Genomic DNA, 20244 nt, shown 5'->3' with positions numbered 1-20244 from the left:
CCGCACGGCAAACAGGCGCAGCGCCCCATCGCGCCGTGCACGCTGGCGCAGCGCTTGCGACACTGGCTGCGGCGCTCAGCCCAAGCCGTCGAGCATTGAGCTGAGCACTTCGTCGAACGCCTGTTGGGCGTCTTCCAGTTCCTGCAGTGCCGCGTCAAAGGTACTCAGCGCGAAGCCCGATGGGCGGCCGTCGCCTTCAGGCGGGAATTGTTTCTGCAGCGCGGCGAATGCACTTTGCACCCCAAGGGTCGCGGTCACCACGCGCTGCATGGCCCGCGTTTCCGCTGCCCGGATCTGTTCTACCGACATGGTGTGCATCCTGAATGGTTGGGACAAAAAGGATACTATCAGGGCTCATACGTCGTTTCGTCGTTCTATGCTGGATCTTTTTGATGACGTTCCGAAACCGGACATAGACTGGTATCCGAATTGCCTCACGCCTGCCGTGGCGGCGGACTCGCTGCGCCAGCTCACGGACGAGGTCGCGTGGCGACAGGACTGGATCAACACGCCGCGCGGCCGCATTCCGCTGCCGCGGTTGACCGCTTGGCAGGGCGATCCCGACGTCGTCTATGTATACTCCGGCATTGTGAACATGCCGGCGCGATGGACGCCCACGGTGCTGGCGCTGCGTCGAATCGTGGAGCGCGTGGCCGTCACGCGGTTCAATAGCGTATTACTCAATCGCTACCGTCACGGCAAGGATGGCATGGGTTGGCACGCCGATGACGAAGCGTCGCTGGGCCAGCAGCCTATCATTGGCTCACTCAGTCTCGGGGCGGCGCGCACCTTCGAGTTGCGCCATAATGCGACCGGGGTCATGCATAGGCTCAGGCTCACCAGCGGCAGCTTGCTCGTGATGCGAGGCCGGACGCAGGCTGAATGGAAGCACCGCGTGCCGAAGGCTGCTGGCCTGGCTGCTGAACGGCTCAACTTGACCTTCCGTTGGATCGAGCCCACGCAGCGCACAGCGGCCGGGCGTGCGTGAGTGCGGCGCCTGTGCCAGACTCGATCACGGTCGCCTATGCGCTCGGCATGGGCGAGGTGAAACTGCTCGGCAAGATCGGCACCACGAAGACGGACATCGATCACTTGTGTAAGCGACTGCAGTCGAAAGCGCGCCACGTCTGCGTCGTCTATGAGGCAGGCCCATGCGGCTATCCGGCTTGGCTTCTGACTTTGTCACCGTGATGTCCATCAAATCGAAAATGACGGATACTACTTTGATGTCGATTCCTGTTCAGTTCGTCGTAGGCACAGGCTACCTCTTGCGCGAGAGGTGTCAATTCGCCCAGTTCTGCTATGCGATTGACGGGCGTCTTGCCACCGAGTGATCCGTGCGGGCGGCGCCAGTTATAGTCGAACTGCCAGCTGGTCGCCTGGGTCGAATCAATGGCTTCCCACGCGCCTCGCACAAGATCTTGTGAATGGTCGCGAGGGATAGTTCTCTTTGCTCGTGCAATCGCAGCTTATTCGGGATCCGCCGCGTGCCTTTGTGCTCGGCATGCAGTCGGAGGATCGTTGCTCGATCGGCCTCAGAAACCTTCTGGCTTGAACTTCGGGCGGCTCTGGGATTAGAGACCTGCTTCGCCGGCTTCTTGATAGCGACGTAGCCATTTGCGAAGTGTTGGTCGGGGCACTATACCCAGTTTTCCAGAATGAGCGGCGCTTCGATCCGATCGTAATGGCGACTGTTGTTGGTGACCAATATCGCACCCGCTGAAAGCGCGTGCGCGGCAATCATCATGTCCATCTCGCCAATAGGTTGTCCGGTGCTGATCAACTGGTGACGGATCTCAGCATACCAATCAGCCGCTTCGGCGTCCCACTGTAAAGTACGAACGATTTTGAGGAACTGACGTACCGCCAAATGCAAACGATGCCCGAGAGGCAAACGCTTCAGGCCGTACAGCAGTTCGACCCGGGTCATCACTGAAATGCAGACTGTCGCTGGTACTAAATTCACCAATTTGGCCTCAATCGCGGGCGACTTGCCTTTGATTAGATAGCTGGTGATGTCAGTGTCCAAGAGGTACAGCATAGTTACCGGTGCCCTTGCTTCTTCAAGGGAAGTTCATCGTCAAAAATCCCTTGCTCTTGCGGCGCCATGTTCAACGGGCGGTCGCCAAGGAATTCGTCCGGCATATCAATGGAGCGGAGTAACTCGAAGAAATCGTTCCACGTCCTCGCGCCGGGCCGGTTGGAGAGTACGACGTCGCCCGTCACATAGTCGCGAGTGACGTACACTTCATCACCCTCAAAGCGAAATTCCAGCGGCAAGCGTACTGCTTGGCTGGCCCCATTTTTGAAAAGCTTGGCAACAATCTGCGTGCATTGCCTGAACAGCGCGATCTGATCGACCATGCCGCAAGCCTACTCGGCAAGAACCGCTCTGACTTCATGCTTGAAGTTGCGTGTGAGCGAGCACAATCGGCTGTGCTGGATCAGGTTTTTTTCCATCTGGACGCTGACAAGTTCCAGCAGTTCGTGGCAATTTTAGATGCGCCGCAAAGTGCCAATCCGGGCCTTAAGCGCTTGATGAACATTAAAGCCCCCTGGAAGTGAGTGTGGAACTTTTTGCCCCACAGTCCCTATGCGCTCAGCATCGGCTTGAGGAGTTCGACTGTGGCGAGTCAGCTTTGAATGAATGGCTTAAGCGTCGAGCGTTAATCAACCACCTGAGCGGGGCCAGTCGTACATTTGTCGCGGCTAATGCTGACCATCGCGTCTTCGGCTACTATGCGTTGGCAGCAGGGGCGGTTTCACATCAGCAAGCCACTGGCGCGGTTCGTCGCAATATGCTGGACCCGGTTCCGGTAATGGTACTGGCTCGGCTTGCAGTCGATCGACGAGCCCAGGGCATCAAACTTGGCGCAGCCTTGCTGCAAGACGCGGTATGCCGGGTGCAAGCCGTATCGGAAAATGTCGGCGTTCGGGCCTTGCTTGTCCATGCGCTGCATGAGCGTGCGCGTCAGTTTTATGAGCGCTACGGATTCCAATCCTCGCCAGCGCATCCTATGACGTTAATGCTGCGCTTACCGCAAGACAGCCGCCCGTAAAGGGTCGCTGGTTGCGACGATGCGAGCCGCCAATGCGACGTCGAATTCGTCCAAGTGCTCGCCTGTCTTACGGCGAACGGTTTGTTCGCGTTTATGCACGAAAACGAGTGTGAACCACAAAAAGGTCCGATGCCAACGGAACGCCGATCGCGGCAAACCTGACCGACGCCAACCGTCACGATGTAACACAACTGGTTCCGCTGGTTGAGGCCATCGTGCCGATTGGCGGCGTACGTGGGCGGCTTCTGAGCCGTGCTGGCCGTGTGTATGCCGACCGTGGTTGCGACTACGACAAATACCGACGCATCCTTCACGAGCGAGACATTCCCACAGGCATTGCTCGACGAGGCCACCCACACGGCAGTGGCCTCGGGAAGGTGTGTTGGGTCGTTGAACGTACGCATATTTGGCTGCATCATTTCTGCCGTCTGCGTATTCGCTTTGAACGTCGCGCTGACATTCACGAAGCGTTTCTCAAACTCGGCTGTTGCTTGCTCTGCTGGAGCACCTTTCAGCGAGCGCAATAGTCTTTATGAAACCGTCTCTTAGTAGTGAGATATTGGAAGTGCTGCTTCTCTAGTCCGCAAAGCGCCGTTACCTGGATACTGGTAAAGGTCGGTGGATGCTAGCGGGGATAGGGCTCCAGCATCGCGTCGCGAATTTGGCTCAGGATGCCCGTCGCCTGAGCCGTGGCCCCAAGAAGGGTCTCAATGGCAATGGACTGATTGACCTCGGGCACTCGTGCACGGAGCATGGTGTTATGCCGTCACAGTTTCATCCTAGTTCGTTGAGGTTTCTTCGGTTTTGCAAAATCCAATGGGTAACCGATACAGACTTCCAACCTGGATGCCCAGCGTCGCAATCGAGCAACATAAAGCATTGCATATCGTTATTGACTGGCCCAAATGATTTGGATAAATCCAATAAATTCAGGCGTTAACGCGCGTCAGGCGCTTTATCACAGATAACGAAAAGGACTATTGCGCGGTGCGGCATGCGATCCTTCCAGTGTGGGCATACACTCGATTCAATCCCACGGCACATGCTGGACTACCGATTAGCCGAATGCACAAACGGCACGGTTTCGGGAGGCTCAATCTGAATAGCATAGGAGAAGCAGATGAAAAAGACTCTATTGGCTGCCGCGGTGTGCGGCACGTTTGCTGTCTCGGCTCACGCGCAAAGCAGCGTGACGCTTTACGGCACGCTTGATGCAGGTCTGGTCTATACCAACAATCAACTGGGCCACAGCAATTGGCAGCAAGCAAGCGGCTCGGTATCGAATACCTATTTCGGACTGCGTGGCGACGAGGATCTGGGCGCCGGCCTGCATGCCCTCTTCAAGTTAGAGAACGGCTTCAACTTGAATAATGGGCAATACAGCGAAAGCGGTTCGATCTTCAATCGGCAAGCTTATGTCGGGCTACGTAGTGATCAGTCTGGCGCGTTGACCCTGGGGCGCCAATACGATTCGGTAGTCGATTACTTGGCACCGCTGTCCGTGGCGGGCTATGGATATGGTAACAACCTCGCTGGCCATCCGTTCGACAACGACAATCTCGACCACTCGTTCTCGATCAAGAACGCGGTTAAGTACACGAGCCCGAACTATGACGGCGTGCAGTTCGGCGGCTTGTATGGATTCAGCAACGCGGCCGGCCAGTTCTCGAATAACCGCGCATGGAGCGTCGGCGCGTCTTATGCGAACGGTCCGCTCAACGTGGCCGCCGCGTATCTGCAATTGAACAATTCGGGCAGCACAAATACCGGTGCGGTGGCCCTGGACAATGGCGATGCAAATGTAGCTGCCGCGCTTCAACGTACGTATGGCGTCGGCGCAAGCTATGCGTACGGCCCGGCGAATGTCGGTTTCGTATGGACGCATACGCGCTTTGACAATATGCAAGGCGTAAATCTCGGCGGTCAAACCCTTGGCGGCTTCGGTGGCACGAATCTCGGGATGGACAACTACGAGATCAACGGCCGCTATGCGCTGACGCCGGCGCTGAGCCTTGCAGCAGCTTATACGTACACTGACGGGCGCGTCAGCGGCGCGAACGGCAACGGCGATCCGAAGTGGCATACCGTCTCGCTGCAGGCCGACTACGGCCTGTCTAAGCGCACCGATGTCTACGTCGAAGGCGTGTACCAGCATGCGTCCGGCCAGTTGGGTAAGCTCGGCGCGAACTTCGCCGCAATCAACACGCTGTCGCCGTCGACTACCGGCAACCAGGTTGCTGCGGGAGTCGGCTTGCGCCATCGGTTCTAATCGCGGTACGCGACGCTTCGCTCGAAGCGTCGCCAACGGGTGGCACGCTCGTGATTCGTAGTGATCGCACTGCGCGGCGTTGCGCCCGATGCCGTGCGCGATCCCGCCCGCCTCTATCTCGGCAATCCGGCCGTATCGGTCACCGAATGCGACGGCCAGAGCCTGTGTTTTTCTAGACCAGCCCGGTGACGTAGAATACGGCGATCACGAAGAACACAGCGAGCGTCTTGATGACAGTGACCGCGAAGATGTCGCGGTAGGATTCGCGGTGAGTCAGACCGGTGACGGCCAGCAGCGTGATCACCGCGCCGTTGTGCGGCAGCGTGTCCATGCCGCCGCTGGCCATGGACACGATCCGGTGCAGCACGTCCAGCGGGATCTGGGCAGCCTGCGCGGCCTCCACGAACATGTTGGACATCGCCGCCAGCGCGATGCTCATGCCGCCGGACGCCGAGCCAGTAATGCCGGCGAGCGAGGACACCGAAATCGCGGCGTTGACCAGCGGATTGGGAATGCTGCGCAGTGCGTCGCTGACCACCAAGAAGCCGGGCAGTGCCGCGATCACGCCACCGAAGCCGTATTCCGATGCGGTATTGAGCGAAGCGAGCAGCGCGCCGGCCACCGCAGCCTTGGTGCCGCTGGCAAAACGCTCGCGAACGCGGTTGAACGCGCTGAGCAGCACCAGCACGATGCCCAGCAGCAGTGCGCCCTCCACGGCCCAAATCGCAATCACCCCCTTGGTGGCGATACTCAGCGGCGGGTGCACGCCGGGCAGCACGCTGGGCGCCACTGTATATTCGGCGCCGTACCATTGTGGGAGCAGTTCGGTCAGCGCGAAGTTGGCCACTCCCACCAGCACTAGCGGCGCGATGGCCAGCGCGGGATGTGGCAGGTTTGCCGACTCGACGTGCTCCGGTTCGTTGACCAGTGACGTGCCGTAGCCCTCGCCGCGCTTGAGGGCAGTGCGCCGGCGCCATTCGAGATACGCCAGCCCCACGACAAGGATGAATGCTGCGCCAATCATACTCAACGCCGGCGCAGCCCAGGCGGTGGTTTTGAAGAAGGTGGTCGGGATGATGTTCGGGAGCTGTGGCGTGCCGGGCAATGCATCCATCGTGAACGAAAACGCGCCTAGCGCGATCGCGCCGGGCATCAGCCGCTTCGGGATGTTGCTTTGCCGGTACAGTTCGGCGGCGAATGGATACACGGCGAACACCACCACAAACAGCGACACGCCGCCGTAGGTGAGTAGCGCGCAGACGGCGACGATGACGGCGTTGGCGCGTGAGCGGCCGATGTACCGGATGGCCGCGGCTACGATCGACTCGGAGAAGCCGGATAGCTCGATGACTTTGCCGAACACGGCGCCGAGCAGGAATACGGGGAAGTAGAGTTTGATGAAGCCGACCAGTTTCTCCATGAAAATACCGGAGAATACCGGGGCGACGGCGGTCGGGTCGGTGAGCAGTACCGCGCCCAAAGCGGCCACGGGGGCGAATAAGATCACGCTGTAGCCGCGGTAGGCGGCAAACATCAAAAACGCCAATGCGGCAATTACGATCAAGAACGACATGTCGACTCCCGCTCCATGATGGCCTTCGAAGGCCACTTGTATGATTTTCCTTGCAGTGCCCATGGCGTGGTGCAACGCTGGCTTAAGCACGACCGCGCCATTGTGCCGCAAGCCGCATCGCACCGGTGACAAGGGGCACCTAAGGCCGGCTGTATCGATAATCGACCGGTGATAATGCCGCAAAGCAACAATATTGTCTCATGATGCCGGTATGATGGGGTCAGGAACGCGGATTTCGATAGGCACTCAAAATCGCTTGGGTATCGGGGTATCGGGGTATCGGGGTATCGGGGTATCGGGTATCGGGTATCGGGTATCGGGTATCGGGTATCGGGTGGCGGAAGCCGTGCCGATTGCTGGTAAAGTTTCGAGTCCTTGTTTGACGAAGTAGCGAGGTGGATGTGGCAGTTTTGCAGATTTCCCGGCATAGGCGGCCGATCGCGGCCGCAACGATCGCTGTTGCGGCATTGGCGTGGCTCGGCGCGTGCGCACCGGTCGCCGGCCCGAGCGACGCGGGTCCCGCCGGCGTAGCGGCGCTGAGGGCCGGGTCTGGGCGCGGTGGGCAGCCGTCCTCCGCTGCCCCAGCGGCGGCCTCGACGCTCGCGGTGGCACCTGGCGCCGAAGCCGCGTCGTCGAATACCGAAAAAGGACAGAATGGCTTGGCACGGGATATCGTGGTAGGCGGCGATTCGGGCTATCACGTCACGTTGAGAATGACTCCTCCGGCGCAGGTGTGCGATGCCGATGCGTTCGTCGATGGTGTGAGAACAGGATATATCACCACGTGGAATGGCCTGGTTGCCGCCTCCGGTGGCGCGCCCGACAACGGCGCATCGCACCGGCCGGTGTTCGACCCGGCGCCCGTCGTGCCGTCCGATGAACGTTACCGATTACAGTGGAAGGGCGGCCTTGAGCCGGCCAATGCGTGTGCGGCGTACGGCTATCAGATTGGCAAGGTCATGGGCACCCGCCAGGCGTACATCGACGCGCGTGGGGCTTCCTGAGCGCGGCGCTCGCGGCGATTCCCGAGCGTGCATAAGGCGGACGTCGCAGATGCTGCTTCAGAGCGCCGCCGCTGAACCGTCAGCGTCAGCGATGGCCAACGATGCGGTTCCAGCCGTGCCGGATCGACGCTTTCAGACGGTGCCACCCATCGCTCGCAGGGGCGGCCCGTGATGCATCGCGTGTGGCGCATACGTTGCCGGCCTGCGCGGCCGGGCGACTCGGTAGCCGGCAAGAGTTGCCCGCCAGCGGGTCGGTGAGCCCCAGTTCATCGGTCAGAGAGCGGGCGGTGTTATTGGCGCCGTCTGGATCCCGTGGCGGCGCGGGCTCGGCACATGACGCATCCGTGCGTGCGACACGTGATGCAGCCGGATGCGCGGTGCGGCCCGTGAGTACATCGTCATTTTGTGACGGGGTGATGTGGCTGTCGACATACCGTGCGCCGGCGGATAGCAATGTGTCTCGCGCCACCGACACCTGCAGGTGCGCGTAGACGTCGACACTGACTAGCACCGATCCGTCACGCGACGCTTGCCGATACCGGGCAGCCTGGAATGGAAAGCGTCGGTGGTGGAACACGGCGGCAAGCCATTGCTCGATCGGCTCCCACGGGAGATGGACTGGCAGCTCGTTAGCGCCTGCCGGTGTCTCGGCATCACGCGCAATCGGCGCCGATAGTTCGGTGCCGAGCGGCGATGGCGTGTCTCGCGTAGTGTGCTCGGTGGCGGTCTCATTGCGTGGCGCAGCAGGGGCCGGCTCGGCGTGCGCCGCCATTTCGGCCTGCTCCCGATTCTCGCCGAGTGGGCGTGCGCTGCAGCTCGCGTCATGGATTTTGATGTCTGGACGTGGGAAGCCGGCTTCGGCCAATGCGTGTTCGGCCCGCATCGCATCGTTGCGGTTGTCGAACACGCCGATCAATGTGTGTTTCATTTCACTACTCCATTGGGCGGATGTTCGCTTATGCAACGAGCATGCAATTTTCAGGCCCAGAAAACGCTATTATGAATACTGCGATATTGAGTTGCTTTGCCAGCGCTTTATTAAAGAATTATGCAACTCTACCCTCCGCAGCGAGCACCGTCGCGCGCCCAGCGCATCGCCCGCGTCGGACACGTCGGTGTCGCCTTGCCGCACGCGGCCTTGCAAGATCGCGCTGCCCGGCGGTACGCTGTGTGTGAGCCACACGTTGCCGCTGATCACTGAGCCGCGACCGATCGTGATGCGACCCAGGACCGTGGCCTCCGCGTAGATCACCACATCATCCTCGACGATGGGATGCCGTGCATTGCCCTTGATCAGCGCCCCATCTGCGCAGGCCTCGAAGCGCTTTGCGCCGAGCGTGACCGCCTGGTACAGCCGCACGCGATCGCCAATGATCGCAATCTCGCCGATCACCACGCCGGTGCCATGGTCGATGAAGAAGCTGCTGCCGATTTGCGCGCCAGCATGGACGTCGATGCCCGTTGCCGAATGGCCGATCTCCGAGATAAAGCGCGGTAGCAGCGGCACGTCGGCGCGGTACAGCGTATGGCGACCTGGTGGTTGATGATGGCCTCAACGCCGGGGTAGGACAGCATGACTTCATTGGTGTTCTGGGCTGCTGGATCGCCGGTATAGGCGGCGTGGATGTCGCTGACCAGCAGCGCGCGCGTGGCTGGCAGCGAAGCGGCGAAGTCCCGCGCGATCGTCTCGGCGTGCACGCGCAGCGCGTCCTCGGGCAGGTCTTCCTTGTCCGGGGCAAAACGCAGTGCGCGACGGCAGTTCACGCAGTCCTTTCTGGTGCCGGGTGCGGTGCTTGCCTTCACGCGACGTGCGAAGCTTGGCGACGACGCTATCGAGGTTCCAGTGCGGGTGCGTCGAGTCGTAGTTGGGTTTGATATCGACCATGTGGTTCGGGCGGTCAGGGCGCAGGGCCGGCCAGGCCGCTACACCGCCGGTTCGCCGCGGTTGATCCAATCCATCGCCCATTGTCGCGCATGTTCGATTGCGGCGTCTCGAGTGGGGAAGTGTACGGTAGGCGGAAAAAATTGGTTGACCAGCAACGCCCCGTCGCTGCAGCGGGCGATCACGACATACGGCTGGTAGGTCCCATCCGGCTTGCGCGCGGGCGAGCCGCTCACGAATATATCGGGACGTCAGCGTACCGGCAGGCGTCCCAGCGCCTGCTCGACGTCGTCGCGGAATTGCACCAATGCAGCCCATTCCGTGTGGCTCGGCTGCAGCGCGCTCCACAGCATGTCGATCAGTTGCTCGGCGGTTGCCTCGATATCCGCAGCCCGCTTGGCCAGTGCCACATCCCATAACACGTGCTCCATCGGACCGAAGATCATCGAGTGCAACAGGCGCAGTGGCACGTCGCGCCGGATCTGCCCCAGCCGCTGGCCGTGGGCCAGCACATCCATTAGCGGCTTCGTATAGCGGCGTTGCAACTGCACGAACGTTTTGCTCAATTCGTGGTGCTTGGTGCGGCCCTCGGATAGTACCAGCGAACATAGCCCGGTGCCGTTGAGCAGCATCAACCGCAAGTGCGTGCGCACGATGAACGCGAATTGCTGTCGCACCGAGCCGTCGCGCGGCAGGCCGCGCTCGATCGCGTCAATGATCTCGTCGTACCAATCGCTGATCACGCGTGCGCACAACTCACGCTTGCTGGAGAAATAGCTGAACACCGTCGCCTCGGCAATCCCCACGCGCTGGGCGATCTCGGCGGTCGTCGCATGTTCGTAGCCGCGTTCGGAAAACACGTCGCGGCCCACGCTCAGAATCTGTTTGACGCGCTGCTGTGATTTGGCGCCCGTTGGCGCCCGGCGTGTGGCGGCGCGCCGTGGCGACGGGGACCCGCCAGAAGCGGGGGGCGTAAGCTCGGCGATCGAGTCGTTCATGACAGTGGTGGAATCGATTGTGATGTGAGTATTACTCAAAAAACCTTTGCGTCAAGCACCGGAGTGTATGAGAATTGCACTATATAATCGCTCAATGCTGGACATTTTGGCAGGTGAGCGTTACTCAATTCTATGCGAAGATGTCGTTGACGGCACGGGTGGACGTCACTGGCGCGTCGTGCGCCGTTCGGAGGAGAGAGATGAGCCATATTCCCGGGTTGCAATTTTCGCTCGGCGAGGACATCGAGATGCTTCGCCAGAGCGTCGCCCATTTTGCCGAGAAGGAAATTGCGCCGCGCGCGGCCGACGTCGATCGCACCGACCAGTTCCCAATGGACTTGTGGAAAAAATTCGGCGACCTTGGCGTGCTCGGCATGACGGTATCCGACGAATATGGCGGCGCCAACATGGGGTACCTCGCTCATATGGTGGCGATGGAGGAGATTTCGCGCGCGTGCGCCTCGATCGGCCTGTCGTATGGCGCGCACTCGAACCTATGCGTGAACCAAATCCACCGCAATGGCAATGAGGCGCAGAAGCGCAAGTACTTGCCCAAGCTGGTGTCCGGCGAGCACGTGGGCGCGTTGGCGATGAGCGAGCCGAATGCCGGCTCGGACGTGGTCAGCATGCGCTTGCGTGCCGACAAGAAGGGTGACCGATACGTGCTCAACGGCACCAAGATGTGGATCACAAACGGCCCGGACTGCGACACGCTGGTGGTGTATGGCAAGACAGACCTGGAGGCCGGTGCACGCGGGATGACGGCATTCATCGTCGAAAAAGGCATGAAGGGTTTCTCGGTCGCGCAAAAGCTGGACAAGCTCGGCATGCGTGGCTCTCACACCGGGGAACTCGTGTTTGAGGACGTCGAGGTGCCGCACGAGAATGTACTGGGCCAGGTTGGCGGCGGCGTGAAGGTGCTGATGAGCGGCCTCGACTACGAGCGAGCGGTGCTCGCCGGCGGCCCGACCGGCATCATGCTCGCTTGCATGGACGCGGTCGTGCCGTATATCCACGATCGCAAGCAGTTCGGTCAACCGATCGGCGAGTTTCAATTGATCCAGGGCAAGGTCGCGGACATGTACACGACGTTGCAGGCTTGTCGAGCGTACCTGTACGCGATTGGCGGCCAGTTGGACAAGCTCGGGAGCGAGCACGTGCGTCAGGTGCGCAAGGATTGCGCTGGCGTGATCTTGTACACGGCGGAGAAGGCGACGTGGATGGCCGGCGAAGCGATCCAGATTCTGGGTGGCAACGGCTACATCAACGAGTTCCCAGTTGGCCGCCTGTGGCGCGACGCGAAGCTGTATGAGATCGGCGCCGGTACCAGCGAGATCCGCCGGATGCTGATTGGCCGGGAGCTGTTTGCCGAGACGATGTGAGGGAGGTCAACGATGCCCGTACTCGAAACCAAGCTGAATCCGCGTTCCGGCGAATTCCGTACGAACGAGGCGGCGCAGCAGGCGCTGGTCGCCGACCTGCGCGAGAAGATCGCCGCGCTCGCGCACGGCGGCGGGCAAGCGGCCCGGGACAAGCACGTGGCCCGCGGCAAGCTGTTGCCGCGCGAGCGGATCGCGCAATTGCTCGATCCCGGCACGCCGTTCCTGGAGCTGTCGCAGCTGGCCGCATACGGCATGTACGGCGGCGATGCGCCGGGCGCGGGCATCATCACCGGCATCGGCCGCATTGCCGCGCAGGAGTGCGTGATCGTGTGCAATGACCCGACGGTCAAGGGCGGCACCTACTACCCGATGACCGTAAAGAAGCACGTGCGCGCACAGGAGATCGCCCAGGAAAACCGGCTGCCGTGTCTCTACCTGGTTGACTCAGGCGGGGCCAACCTGCCGAACCAAGACGAGGTATTCCCGGATCGGGATCACTTCGGCCGCATCTTCTATAACCAGGCGAACCTGTCCGCGCAAGGCATCGCGCAGATTGCCGTGGTGATGGGGTCGTGTACTGCCGGCGGCGCTTATGTTCCCGCCATGAGCGACGAGTCGATCATCGTAAAGGATCAGGGCACGATTTTCCTCGGCGGCCCGCCGCTGGTGAGGGCCGCGACCGGCGAGGTCGTCACGGCCGAGGACCTAGGTGGCGGTGACGTGCACACCCGGCTGTCCGGCGTCGCCGATCATCTTGCGCAAAACGATGCGCATGCGCTCGCGATTGCGCGGCGCATTGTGGGCAACCTGAACTGGGTCAAACCGCAGCCGCTTGCACTGCGTGAGCCGAAGCCGCCCCGCTACGACGCGCGCGAGTTATACGGTGTGATCCCGACCGACACGCGCAAGCCGTTCGACGTGCGCGAGGTGATCGCGCGCCTTGTCGATGATTCGGAGTTCGATGAGTTCAAGGCGCGCTACGGTACGACACTGGTGACCGGGTTCGCGCACCTGTGGGGTCATCCTGTCGGCATCGTCGCCAACAACGGTATTCTGTTTTCTGAATCGGCGCTCAAGGGTGCGCACTTCATCGAGTTGTGCTGCCAGCGCAAGATCCCGCTGATTTTCCTGCAGAACATCACCGGCTTCATGGTCGGACGCAAGTACGAGAACGAAGGAATTGCCCGTCACGGCGCAAAGATGGTCACTGCGGTTGCGACCGCGCAGGTGCCCAAGTTTACGGTGATCATCGGCGGCTCGTTCGGTGCCGGTAACTACGGGATGTGCGGCCGCGCGTACTCGCCGCGGATGCTATGGATGTGGCCGAATGCGCGAATCTCCGTCATGGGCGGTGAGCAGGCAGCTTGCGTGCTGGCCACGGTGCGTCGCGACGGCATCGAGGCGAAGGGCGGGACCTGGTCCGCCGAGGACGAAGAAGCTTTCAAAGCACTTATCCGTGAGCAATACGAGCATCAGGGCCACCCATACTACGCGAGCGCCCGCCTGTGGGATGATGGCGTCATCGATCCGGCGCAGACCCGCGATGTGCTCGGCCTAGGCTTGTCGGCCGCGATGAATGCGCCGATCGGCGAGACGCGCTTTGGCGTGTTCCGCATGTAGGCGCTGGCGGCTCCCATGTTCAGTGGATGCGAGGAGACGAAGCAATGCAATACGACACCTTGACACTCGATTGCGAGGATACGCTGGCGACTGTGACGTTGAACCGGCCGCAGGTGCGCAATGCATTCAACGAAACGATGATTGCCGAGCTGACGTCGGCATTCAACATGCTGGGCCAACACCGCGAAATCCGCGCGATCGTGCTCGCTGCCAATGGGGTGGCGTTCTGTGCGGGCGCCGACCTGAACTGGATGCGCAAGATGGCCGGCTATTCGGACGACGAGAACCGTGCTGACGCGCGCGCGCTCGCGCGAATGCTGGCAACGATTTACCGCTGTCCCAAGCCCGTGGTGGCACGCGTCAATGGCGATGTCTACGCCGGCGGGATGGGATTGATATCGGCCGCGGACATCGTTGTCGCGCAGGAAGATGCACATTTTTGCCTGTCCGAGGCGCGGCTCGGCCTGATCCCGGCGACGATTGCGTCCTATGTGATTCGCGCGATGGGCGAGCGTGCGGCGCGGCGCTATTTCACGACCGCCGAGCCGTTCGACGGCGTGACCGCGTTGCGGCTCGGGCTGGTCAGCGAACTAGTGCCACAAGTCGCGCTGGACGAGACGGTGCGCCGGCTGGCCGATGCGCTTATGGCCAACGGTCCCGGTGCGGTCGCCGCATCCAAGCGGCTGGTGCGGGACGTCGCCGGCAGGCCATTGACTGACGAGTTGATGGCTGAGACCGCCGAGCAGATCGCACGCGTGCGGGCCTCAGCGGAGGGCCGCGAAGGGGTGGCGTCGTTTCTCGAGAAGCGCGCGCCGGGGTGGTGCATCTGAAACGGGTCGCGCGTTGGTTTGGCCGCGGTCCATTGCGGTGTGCCGCCGGCGCGGTTCAACGGGATAGTACGCCATGTTCAAGAAGATACTGATCGCTAATCGCGGTGAAATTGCCTGCCGTGTGGCTGCGACGTGCCGCCGCCTGGGTATCCACAGCGTGGCGGTCTATTCGGATGCCGATGCGAAGGCCAAGCACGTCAGTATTTGTGACGAGGCAGTCCATATCGGCGCAGCGCCGACGGCCGAAAGTTACTTACGCATCGAGCGGATTATCGATGCTGCCCAACGCACCGGCGCGCAGGCGGTCCACCCAGGCTATGGCTTTCTGTCGGAAAACGAAGCATTTGCGCAGGCTTGCGCGGCGGCCGGCATCGCATTTATCGGGCCGCCGGTCGGTGCGATCGCTACGATGGGCTCGAAGGCAGCGGCTAAGACTCTGATGCAGGCCGCTGCTGTGCCGCTGGTGCCGGGCTATCACGGTGAAGACCAGGACTGCGCACGATTGCAGCGCGAAGCGGATGCGATCGGCTATCCGGTATTGCTCAAGGCCAGCGCAGGCGGTGGCGGCAAGGGCATGCGGGTTGTCGAGCGGCGTGAGGAATTCGCCGCTGCGCTGACTTCGTGCCAGCGCGAGGCGGCAAGCAGTTTCGGCAACGATCGCGTGCTGATCGAAAAGTACCTGGTGCGCCCGCGCCATGTCGAAGTGCAGGTCTTCGCGGATAAGCATCGCAACGCCGTGTACTTGTTTGACCGCGACTGCTCGGTGCAGCGGCGTCACCAGAAGGTGCTCGAGGAGGCCCCGGCGCCCGGCTTGTCGGACGATACGCGCCGCGCTATGGGGAAGGCGGCGGTTGCTGTGGCCCGCGCGGTCGACTATGTTGGCGCCGGTACCGTCGAATTCATCATGACGCCGGGCGGCGAGTTCTATTTCATGGAGATGAACACGCGGCTGCAGGTTGAGCATCCCGTCACCGAGATGGTGACGGGACTGGACCTAGTCGAGTGGCAACTGCGCGTCGCCGCCGGTGAAAAGCTGCCGTTGCAACAACACGAGCTGCATGTGAGTGGCCATGCGATCGAGGCGCGGATCTACGCGGAAAACCCGGCGCGCGGCTTCCTGCCGTCGACCGGTACCCTGCTGCATCTGCGGATGCCAGACGCTGTCGAGTTCAGACTCGGCGGACAGGGCAGCCCGGCATCGCGTGCGCCAGTGCGCATCGACAGCGGGGTGCGGCAAGGCGATACAATCACGCCGCACTATGATCCGATGATCGCCAAGCTGATCGTGCACGGCGCGGACCGCGGTGACGCGCTGGCGCGGTTGTCACGCGCGCTGTGCGAGATCGAGATCGTCGGGCCGCATACGAATATCGAATTCCTGCATCGAATCTCGACCAGCGAGCCGTTCACGCATGCCGATCTCGACACGGGCCTGATCGAGCGCCATCATGCGGTATTGTTTGCGCGCCGGGAAAAGCCGGTTGGCGAAGCCCTTGCGCTCGCCACCGCCGCGCTGCTGGCGCGTGAGCGGGATACGTCGCCTTGGACCGCGCTGTCGCATTGGCGCTTAAATGGCCACTACACGCAGGTCATCGAATGGCGCGACGTCGAGCGTGCAGACGATGCGACGATCGCGGTGCGTTTCCAGTGCGATGCGAATGGCGCGGTGCTGGAGCTGAACGGCAAAGCTTTGCCATTCGCGTGGTGGGGCGGCGACGGCGCGCATGAATTGGGTATGACTCTTGGCGTACAGCGCATCACCGGACGCGTATTCGTCGACCGCGATATCTTCCATGTTTTCTCGCGCGGCGACGCGTTTGCGTTCGAATGGAAAAATTTACTGGCCCACGCGGCGGATGCCGAGCACGGCGAGGGGCGGCTGAGCGCGCCGATGCCCGGCAAAGTGATTGCGGTGCTGGTCGAACCCGGTGCACGGGTCAAAAAAGGCACGCCCCTGATCGTGATGGAGGCAATGAAGATGGAGCACACGATCGCGGCGCCGGCGGCCGGCAAGATCGAGCAGATCTTGTACGCGGTCGGTGACCAGGTAGCCGACGGCGCACAGCTATTGACTCTAGAGGTGACAGCATGACGGAGGGACGGAGCGACTTGGCGGCCGCGCGCCGCAGCAACGTGCCCGGGTTGCCCGGCCGGGTGAAGATCGTCGAAGTGGGGCCCCGCGATGGACTGCAAGCGGAAAAAGCGCAGGTATCGACCGACGTTAAGGTGGAACTGATCGACCGGCTGAGCGTAGCCGGTTTCACAAACATCGAGGCGGCGTCATTCGTGTCACCGAAATGGGTGCCGCAAATGGCCGACGGCGCTGACGTGATGGCCCGCATCCAACGGCGGGCGGGCACGTTCTATTCGGCGTTGACGCCCAACATGAAAGGGCTCGAGGCCGCGCTGGCCGCGCGGCTCGATGAGGTGGTTATTTTTGGTGCGGCCAGCGAAGCGTTTTCGCAACGCAATATTAATTGCTCGATCGCTGAATCTCTTGCGCGGTTCACCCCTGTCGCGAAGGCCGCCAAAGAGGCCGGACTGCGGTTGCGCGGCAGCATCTCGTGCTCCTTCGGCTGCCCGTACCAAGGGGACGTCGCGTTCGATGCCGTGGTCGATGTGGTGACCCGGATGCGCGATCTTGGATGCGATGAAATCGACATTGCTGACACCATCGGCGTAGGTACTGCAAACCGTGTGCTGGAGGTGGCTGAGACCGTGTCACATGTCTTTCCGCTCGAGCGTATTGCCGGACACTTCCACGATACCTATGGACAAGCACTGGCGAACATCTACGCGGGACTGCAGGCCGGTATCGCCATTTTTCATTCGTCGGTTGCGGGCCTCGGTGGCTGCCCCTACGCTAAAGGCGCGACGGGCAACGTGGCCACGGAAGACGTGTTGTACCTGCTTCACGGACTTGGAATCGAGACAGGCGTTGACCTGAACGCAGTCGTCGCGGCGGGCGACTTCATCAGCCGCGCGATTGGCAAGCCCAACGGCGCGCGCGCCGGCAGGGCGCTGCTTGCCAACGCAGCGTAGATTAACCTCAGGACCCCACACACGAACGATGAACGAGGACGCGACACACATTACGATGACAACCCTGCTGCACCCCGGCGGGTGCTGGCCCGATGACGTGATGCTGTGGCACGTGCGAATCCCACTCGCTCCCACTGCGTGGAACCGGCTGCAGGCGTGGTTGTCCGCCGATGAACAGCAGCAGGCCTTGCGCTATCGGCGTGACGAGGATCGGCTGCGCTTTGCCGCGACGCGTGCCGTACTGCGAACGTTGCTCGCCAGGCATACCGGTGGTGTGCCGCTGTCGCTGCGCTTTTCGTCGGGGCCGTTTGGACGGCCGGAACTCGACGGCTACGGCGACACATTGTCGTTCAACGTCACGCATGCAGGCCAGCATGCGCTGATTGCGCTATCGGACAGGCGCCGCGTGGGCGTGGACATCGAGTGCATCGACCGTGTAATCGACTGGCAGGCGTTGCTCGGAACGGTGTGCACCGACGCCGAGCAGCGTGCGCTGCGCGAGGGCGGCCACGTGCGGGGCGCTCAGGGTTTTTTCCGCTGCTGGACGGCCAAGGAAGCCGTGCTCAAGGCGCTGGGCGTCGGTATCGGGTATGGCTTGCAGCAGGTTTCGGTGGATCCGTTTGCCCAGGGCGTGCAGCGCGTGGACGCGCCGGCGAGCGGCGAATGGGATGATATCGCGGCACTGCGGCTGCACTGGATCGACGATCTTGCTGGCTATGTCGGCTGTATCGCGTTTGGGCCGCCCGGCAGTGTCAGCGCACGTCCACGCCAAGCCACTTCTGGTTGATTTCGCGATACTGGCCGTTATCGAGCATCGCGTTGAGCGCGACGTGCTGCGCATCGCGGGTTGCGCAGCGGCTCCCGCTCAGGGTAGCCCTTACCCAAACGCATTCGAGGTGGGGCGAACGGTCGCCATGGGGCGGCCACGCCGCGCCGGCACGGGAATGGTTGTTGCGCCCAGTCATTTTCCTGTTGCTTGATTTTCCGGAGCGTGTTGCCATGACCCAGCGACGCATCATCGATGTCTTCCGTTACGATCCCGACCGGGACGAGCGCCCCCGCATGCAACGCTATGAGATCGAGCCGCAGCCCGAGGACCGGATGCTGCTCGACGTGCTGGGGCGGCTCAAGGCGCTCGACGAGACACTTGCTTACCGTCGCTCGTGTCGCGAGGGGATTTGTGGCTCCGATGCGATGAACATCAATGGCGTGAACGGATTGGCATGCTTGACGAACATGCAATCGTTGCCGCCGCACATCCAGCTCAGGCCATTGCCCGGCCTGCCGGTCGTGCGCGACCTAATTGTGGACATGACCAGCTTTTTCAACCAGTACCACTCGGTTAGTCCATATCTAATCAACGATACGCCGCCGCCGGAGCGCGAGCGGCTGCAGACGCCGCAGGAGCGTGATCAGCTCGACGGGTTGTATGAGTGCATCCTTTGTGCGTGCTGCTCGACCGCGTGCCCATCATACTGGTGGAATCCGGACAAATTCGTTGGCCCTGCCGGCCTTTTGCAGGCGTACCGGTTCATCGTGGACTCGCGTGACGAAGCCACCGGCGAGCGCCTGGACAATCTGCAGGATCCATATCGACTGTTCCGCTGCCGGACGATCATGAACTGTGCGGATGTCTGTCCAAAGGGCTTGAATCCCGCGGCTGCTATCGGGCATATTCGCTCCATGCTGGCGCGCCGTGCGCTCTAGCCGTCGTCGGGACGGCTCGCCCGTCCGTGACAGTGACAATCTGATCTGTGCTATCGCGGCAGCGAACGGATGTCCCCGGTCGGATCCTCGCCGGTGCGCGTTGTGCTGCCGCGCAGGCCTGTAGGGGCGCCGCCGCCGGTCACCTCGGGAGGATGAGCGCCATTGCCGCTTGCGCGGATGCGCGCAATCAACGGCAGATGATCGGACGCGACGCGCGCAAGCGCACTACGATGCACTTGGACATCGACCAGCCATTCCCCGGGATGGACCCAGATGCGATCCAGCGAGAGGACCGGCCAGCGTGCCGGAAACGTGCGTGGCGCCGGCGCCCGTCGAAAATGCCCGACCAGTGCGCGTAATGCACGGCCGTGCACGAACCATTCGTTGATGTCGCCCAACAGGATCACCGGCATTTCGCTGCTGTCGAATGCAGCAAGCAGCGTGCGGACCTGTGCGCTGCGCTCGATCGCCGAGAGTCCCAGGTGCGTCGCCACTACGCGCAGCACACCATCCGCATATTCGATGTCCGCATCGAGCGCGCCGCGCGGTTCGCGCCGCTTGAACGACAAGTCTAGCGTGCGTGCCGCGCGAATCGGCAACCGCGACAGCACCGCATTGCCGTAGCCTCCACGCTCGGTTTGCAGGGTTGGCCCGGCAACCGCCTCCATACCGGTGGCATGCCGCAAATCGTCCAGCACGTCGGGCGCGTTGGCGGCCCCGGCCAACGGGACCTCTTGAAGGGCGACGATGTCAGCATCCAGTTCGGCGATAACGTCAGCGATGCGTTGCATTGAGGTGCGTTGCATTGAGCGTTGCCACCATCGGCCGGCAGCGCCATGGATGTTGTAGGTCGCAATACGCAGTTCTGAGTAAGCCAT

At 62.0% G+C, this 20244-nt stretch carries 21 protein-coding genes and 3 pseudogenes; 14 read left to right on the top strand and 10 right to left on the bottom strand.

Annotation, left to right across the window (positions count from 1 at the left end; all coding sequences use genetic code 11):
- Positions 1–75 precede the first annotated feature (75 nt).
- Positions 76–309, bottom strand: coding sequence for a hypothetical protein (locus tag B0O95_RS07605; protein WP_076788704.1), 234 nt, complete (start codon positions 307–309; stop codon positions 76–78).
- 67 nt (positions 310–376) lie between these two features.
- Between B0O95_RS07605 and B0O95_RS07600 the strand changes: the two genes are divergently transcribed.
- Together B0O95_RS07600 and B0O95_RS07595 are read left to right on the top strand one after the other, a co-directional pair.
- The gene (locus B0O95_RS07600) at positions 377–988 is read left to right on the top strand and encodes an alpha-ketoglutarate-dependent dioxygenase AlkB family protein (protein WP_104077356.1); all 612 of its coding nucleotides are present in this window, start codon (positions 377–379) and stop codon (positions 986–988) included.
- Between the two features lie 11 nt (positions 989–999).
- A complete protein-coding gene (locus B0O95_RS07595; protein ID WP_199180471.1) occupies positions 1000–1191 on the top strand; it encodes a hypothetical protein in 192 nt (63 codons plus the stop codon).
- On the opposite strand, the pseudogene B0O95_RS16075 reads toward B0O95_RS07595, so the two are convergent.
- From B0O95_RS16075 to B0O95_RS07580, 3 genes and pseudogenes are all read right to left on the bottom strand, one after another.
- Positions 1173–1709: pseudogene (locus tag B0O95_RS16075) on the bottom strand (helix-turn-helix domain-containing protein); the annotation flags it as partial. The gene B0O95_RS07595 and the pseudogene B0O95_RS16075 overlap by 19 nt on opposite strands.
- Positions 1640–2029 (bottom strand): type II toxin-antitoxin system VapC family toxin, encoded by a 390-nt coding sequence (locus B0O95_RS07585; protein WP_233203215.1) that lies wholly within the window; start codon positions 2027–2029, stop codon positions 1640–1642. The gene B0O95_RS07585 and the pseudogene B0O95_RS16075, both read right to left, overlap by 70 nt.
- Before the next feature lie 14 nt (positions 2030–2043).
- Positions 2044–2280, bottom strand: coding sequence for an antitoxin (locus B0O95_RS07580; RefSeq protein WP_370641774.1), 237 nt, complete (start codon positions 2278–2280; stop codon positions 2044–2046).
- Between the two features lie 9 nt (positions 2281–2289).
- On the opposite strand from B0O95_RS07580, the gene B0O95_RS07575 reads away from it, so the two are divergent.
- The 4 genes and pseudogenes from B0O95_RS07575 (at position 2290) to B0O95_RS07555 (ending at position 5328) form a co-directional block, all read left to right on the top strand.
- Complete coding sequence (locus B0O95_RS07575) at positions 2290–2565, top strand: type II toxin-antitoxin system TacA family antitoxin (RefSeq protein ID WP_233203213.1); 276 nt, start codon at positions 2290–2292, stop codon at positions 2563–2565.
- The gene (locus B0O95_RS07570; protein ID WP_104077352.1) at positions 2562–3059 is read left to right on the top strand and encodes a GNAT family N-acetyltransferase; all 498 of its coding nucleotides are present in this window, start codon (positions 2562–2564) and stop codon (positions 3057–3059) included. The genes B0O95_RS07575 and B0O95_RS07570 overlap by 4 nt, the downstream gene beginning before the upstream one ends.
- A 128-nt stretch (positions 3060–3187) precedes the next feature.
- Positions 3188–3586 (top strand): annotated as a pseudogene (locus B0O95_RS07565) (transposase); the annotation flags it as partial.
- Between the two features lie 593 nt (positions 3587–4179).
- Entirely contained in the window at positions 4180–5328 is a 1149-nt protein-coding gene (locus tag B0O95_RS07555; RefSeq protein ID WP_104077350.1) for a porin, read from the top strand.
- Between the two features lie 172 nt (positions 5329–5500).
- On the opposite strand, the gene B0O95_RS07550 is transcribed toward B0O95_RS07555, so the two are convergent.
- Positions 5501–6901, bottom strand: coding sequence for a GntP family permease (locus tag B0O95_RS07550; protein WP_104077349.1), 1401 nt, complete (start codon positions 6899–6901; stop codon positions 5501–5503).
- 401 nt (positions 6902–7302) lie between these two features.
- Between B0O95_RS07550 and B0O95_RS07545 the strand changes: the two genes are divergently transcribed.
- Positions 7303–7905 (top strand): hypothetical protein, encoded by a 603-nt coding sequence (locus B0O95_RS07545; protein WP_233203212.1) that lies wholly within the window; start codon positions 7303–7305, stop codon positions 7903–7905.
- Positions 7906–7990: 85 nt separating this feature from the next.
- Here B0O95_RS07545 and B0O95_RS07540 read toward each other — a convergent pair whose 3' ends face one another.
- From B0O95_RS07540 to B0O95_RS07525, 4 genes and pseudogenes are all read right to left on the bottom strand, one after another.
- Complete coding sequence (locus B0O95_RS07540; RefSeq protein WP_233203211.1) at positions 7991–8833, bottom strand: hypothetical protein; 843 nt, start codon at positions 8831–8833, stop codon at positions 7991–7993.
- Between the two features lie 183 nt (positions 8834–9016).
- Positions 9017–9790: pseudogene (gene epsC, locus B0O95_RS07535) on the bottom strand (serine O-acetyltransferase EpsC); the annotation flags it as partial.
- A gap of 38 nt (positions 9791–9828) precedes the next feature.
- Entirely contained in the window at positions 9829–10023 is a 195-nt protein-coding gene (locus B0O95_RS07530; protein WP_104077346.1) for a hypothetical protein, read from the bottom strand.
- 15 nt (positions 10024–10038) lie between these two features.
- Positions 10039–10785, bottom strand: coding sequence for a TetR/AcrR family transcriptional regulator (locus B0O95_RS07525; RefSeq protein ID WP_104077345.1), 747 nt, complete (start codon positions 10783–10785; stop codon positions 10039–10041).
- A 200-nt stretch (positions 10786–10985) separates the two neighbouring features.
- On the opposite strand from B0O95_RS07525, the gene B0O95_RS07520 reads away from it, so the two are divergent.
- The 7 genes from B0O95_RS07520 to B0O95_RS07490 all read left to right on the top strand — a co-directional run bounded on the left by B0O95_RS07520 (position 10986) and on the right by B0O95_RS07490 (position 19366).
- The gene (locus B0O95_RS07520) at positions 10986–12167 is read left to right on the top strand and encodes an isovaleryl-CoA dehydrogenase (protein ID WP_104077344.1); all 1182 of its coding nucleotides are present in this window, start codon (positions 10986–10988) and stop codon (positions 12165–12167) included.
- Between the two features lie 12 nt (positions 12168–12179).
- Positions 12180–13787 (top strand): carboxyl transferase domain-containing protein, encoded by a 1608-nt coding sequence (locus tag B0O95_RS07515; protein ID WP_104077343.1) that lies wholly within the window; start codon positions 12180–12182, stop codon positions 13785–13787.
- Positions 13788–13831: 44 nt separating this feature from the next.
- A complete protein-coding gene (locus tag B0O95_RS07510; protein ID WP_104077342.1) occupies positions 13832–14617 on the top strand; it encodes an enoyl-CoA hydratase/isomerase family protein in 786 nt (261 codons plus the stop codon).
- Between the two features lie 73 nt (positions 14618–14690).
- Entirely contained in the window at positions 14691–16709 is a 2019-nt protein-coding gene (locus B0O95_RS07505; RefSeq protein ID WP_104077341.1) for an acetyl/propionyl/methylcrotonyl-CoA carboxylase subunit alpha, read from the top strand.
- Positions 16706–17659 (top strand): hydroxymethylglutaryl-CoA lyase, encoded by a 954-nt coding sequence (locus B0O95_RS07500; protein WP_233203210.1) that lies wholly within the window; start codon positions 16706–16708, stop codon positions 17657–17659. The genes B0O95_RS07505 and B0O95_RS07500 overlap by 4 nt, the downstream gene beginning before the upstream one ends.
- 28 nt (positions 17660–17687) lie before the next feature.
- The gene (locus B0O95_RS07495) at positions 17688–18446 is read left to right on the top strand and encodes a 4'-phosphopantetheinyl transferase family protein (RefSeq protein ID WP_104077340.1); all 759 of its coding nucleotides are present in this window, start codon (positions 17688–17690) and stop codon (positions 18444–18446) included.
- 212 nt (positions 18447–18658) lie between these two features.
- Positions 18659–19366: a succinate dehydrogenase/fumarate reductase iron-sulfur subunit gene (locus B0O95_RS07490; protein ID WP_104077339.1), complete on the top strand. Its 708-nt coding sequence runs from the start codon at positions 18659–18661 to the stop codon at positions 19364–19366.
- 50 nt (positions 19367–19416) lie between these two features.
- Here B0O95_RS07490 and B0O95_RS07485 read toward each other — a convergent pair whose 3' ends face one another.
- Positions 19417–20244: an endonuclease/exonuclease/phosphatase family protein gene (locus tag B0O95_RS07485; protein ID WP_233203209.1), complete on the bottom strand. Its 828-nt coding sequence runs from the start codon at positions 20242–20244 to the stop codon at positions 19417–19419.

Source organism: Mycetohabitans endofungorum, from assembly GCF_002927045.1.
In the GTDB taxonomy this organism is placed as follows: domain Bacteria; phylum Pseudomonadota; class Gammaproteobacteria; order Burkholderiales; family Burkholderiaceae; genus Mycetohabitans; species Mycetohabitans endofungorum.
The sequence above is the reverse complement of the archived record's forward strand: the minus strand, read 5'-3'. Positions and strand labels throughout refer to the sequence as shown.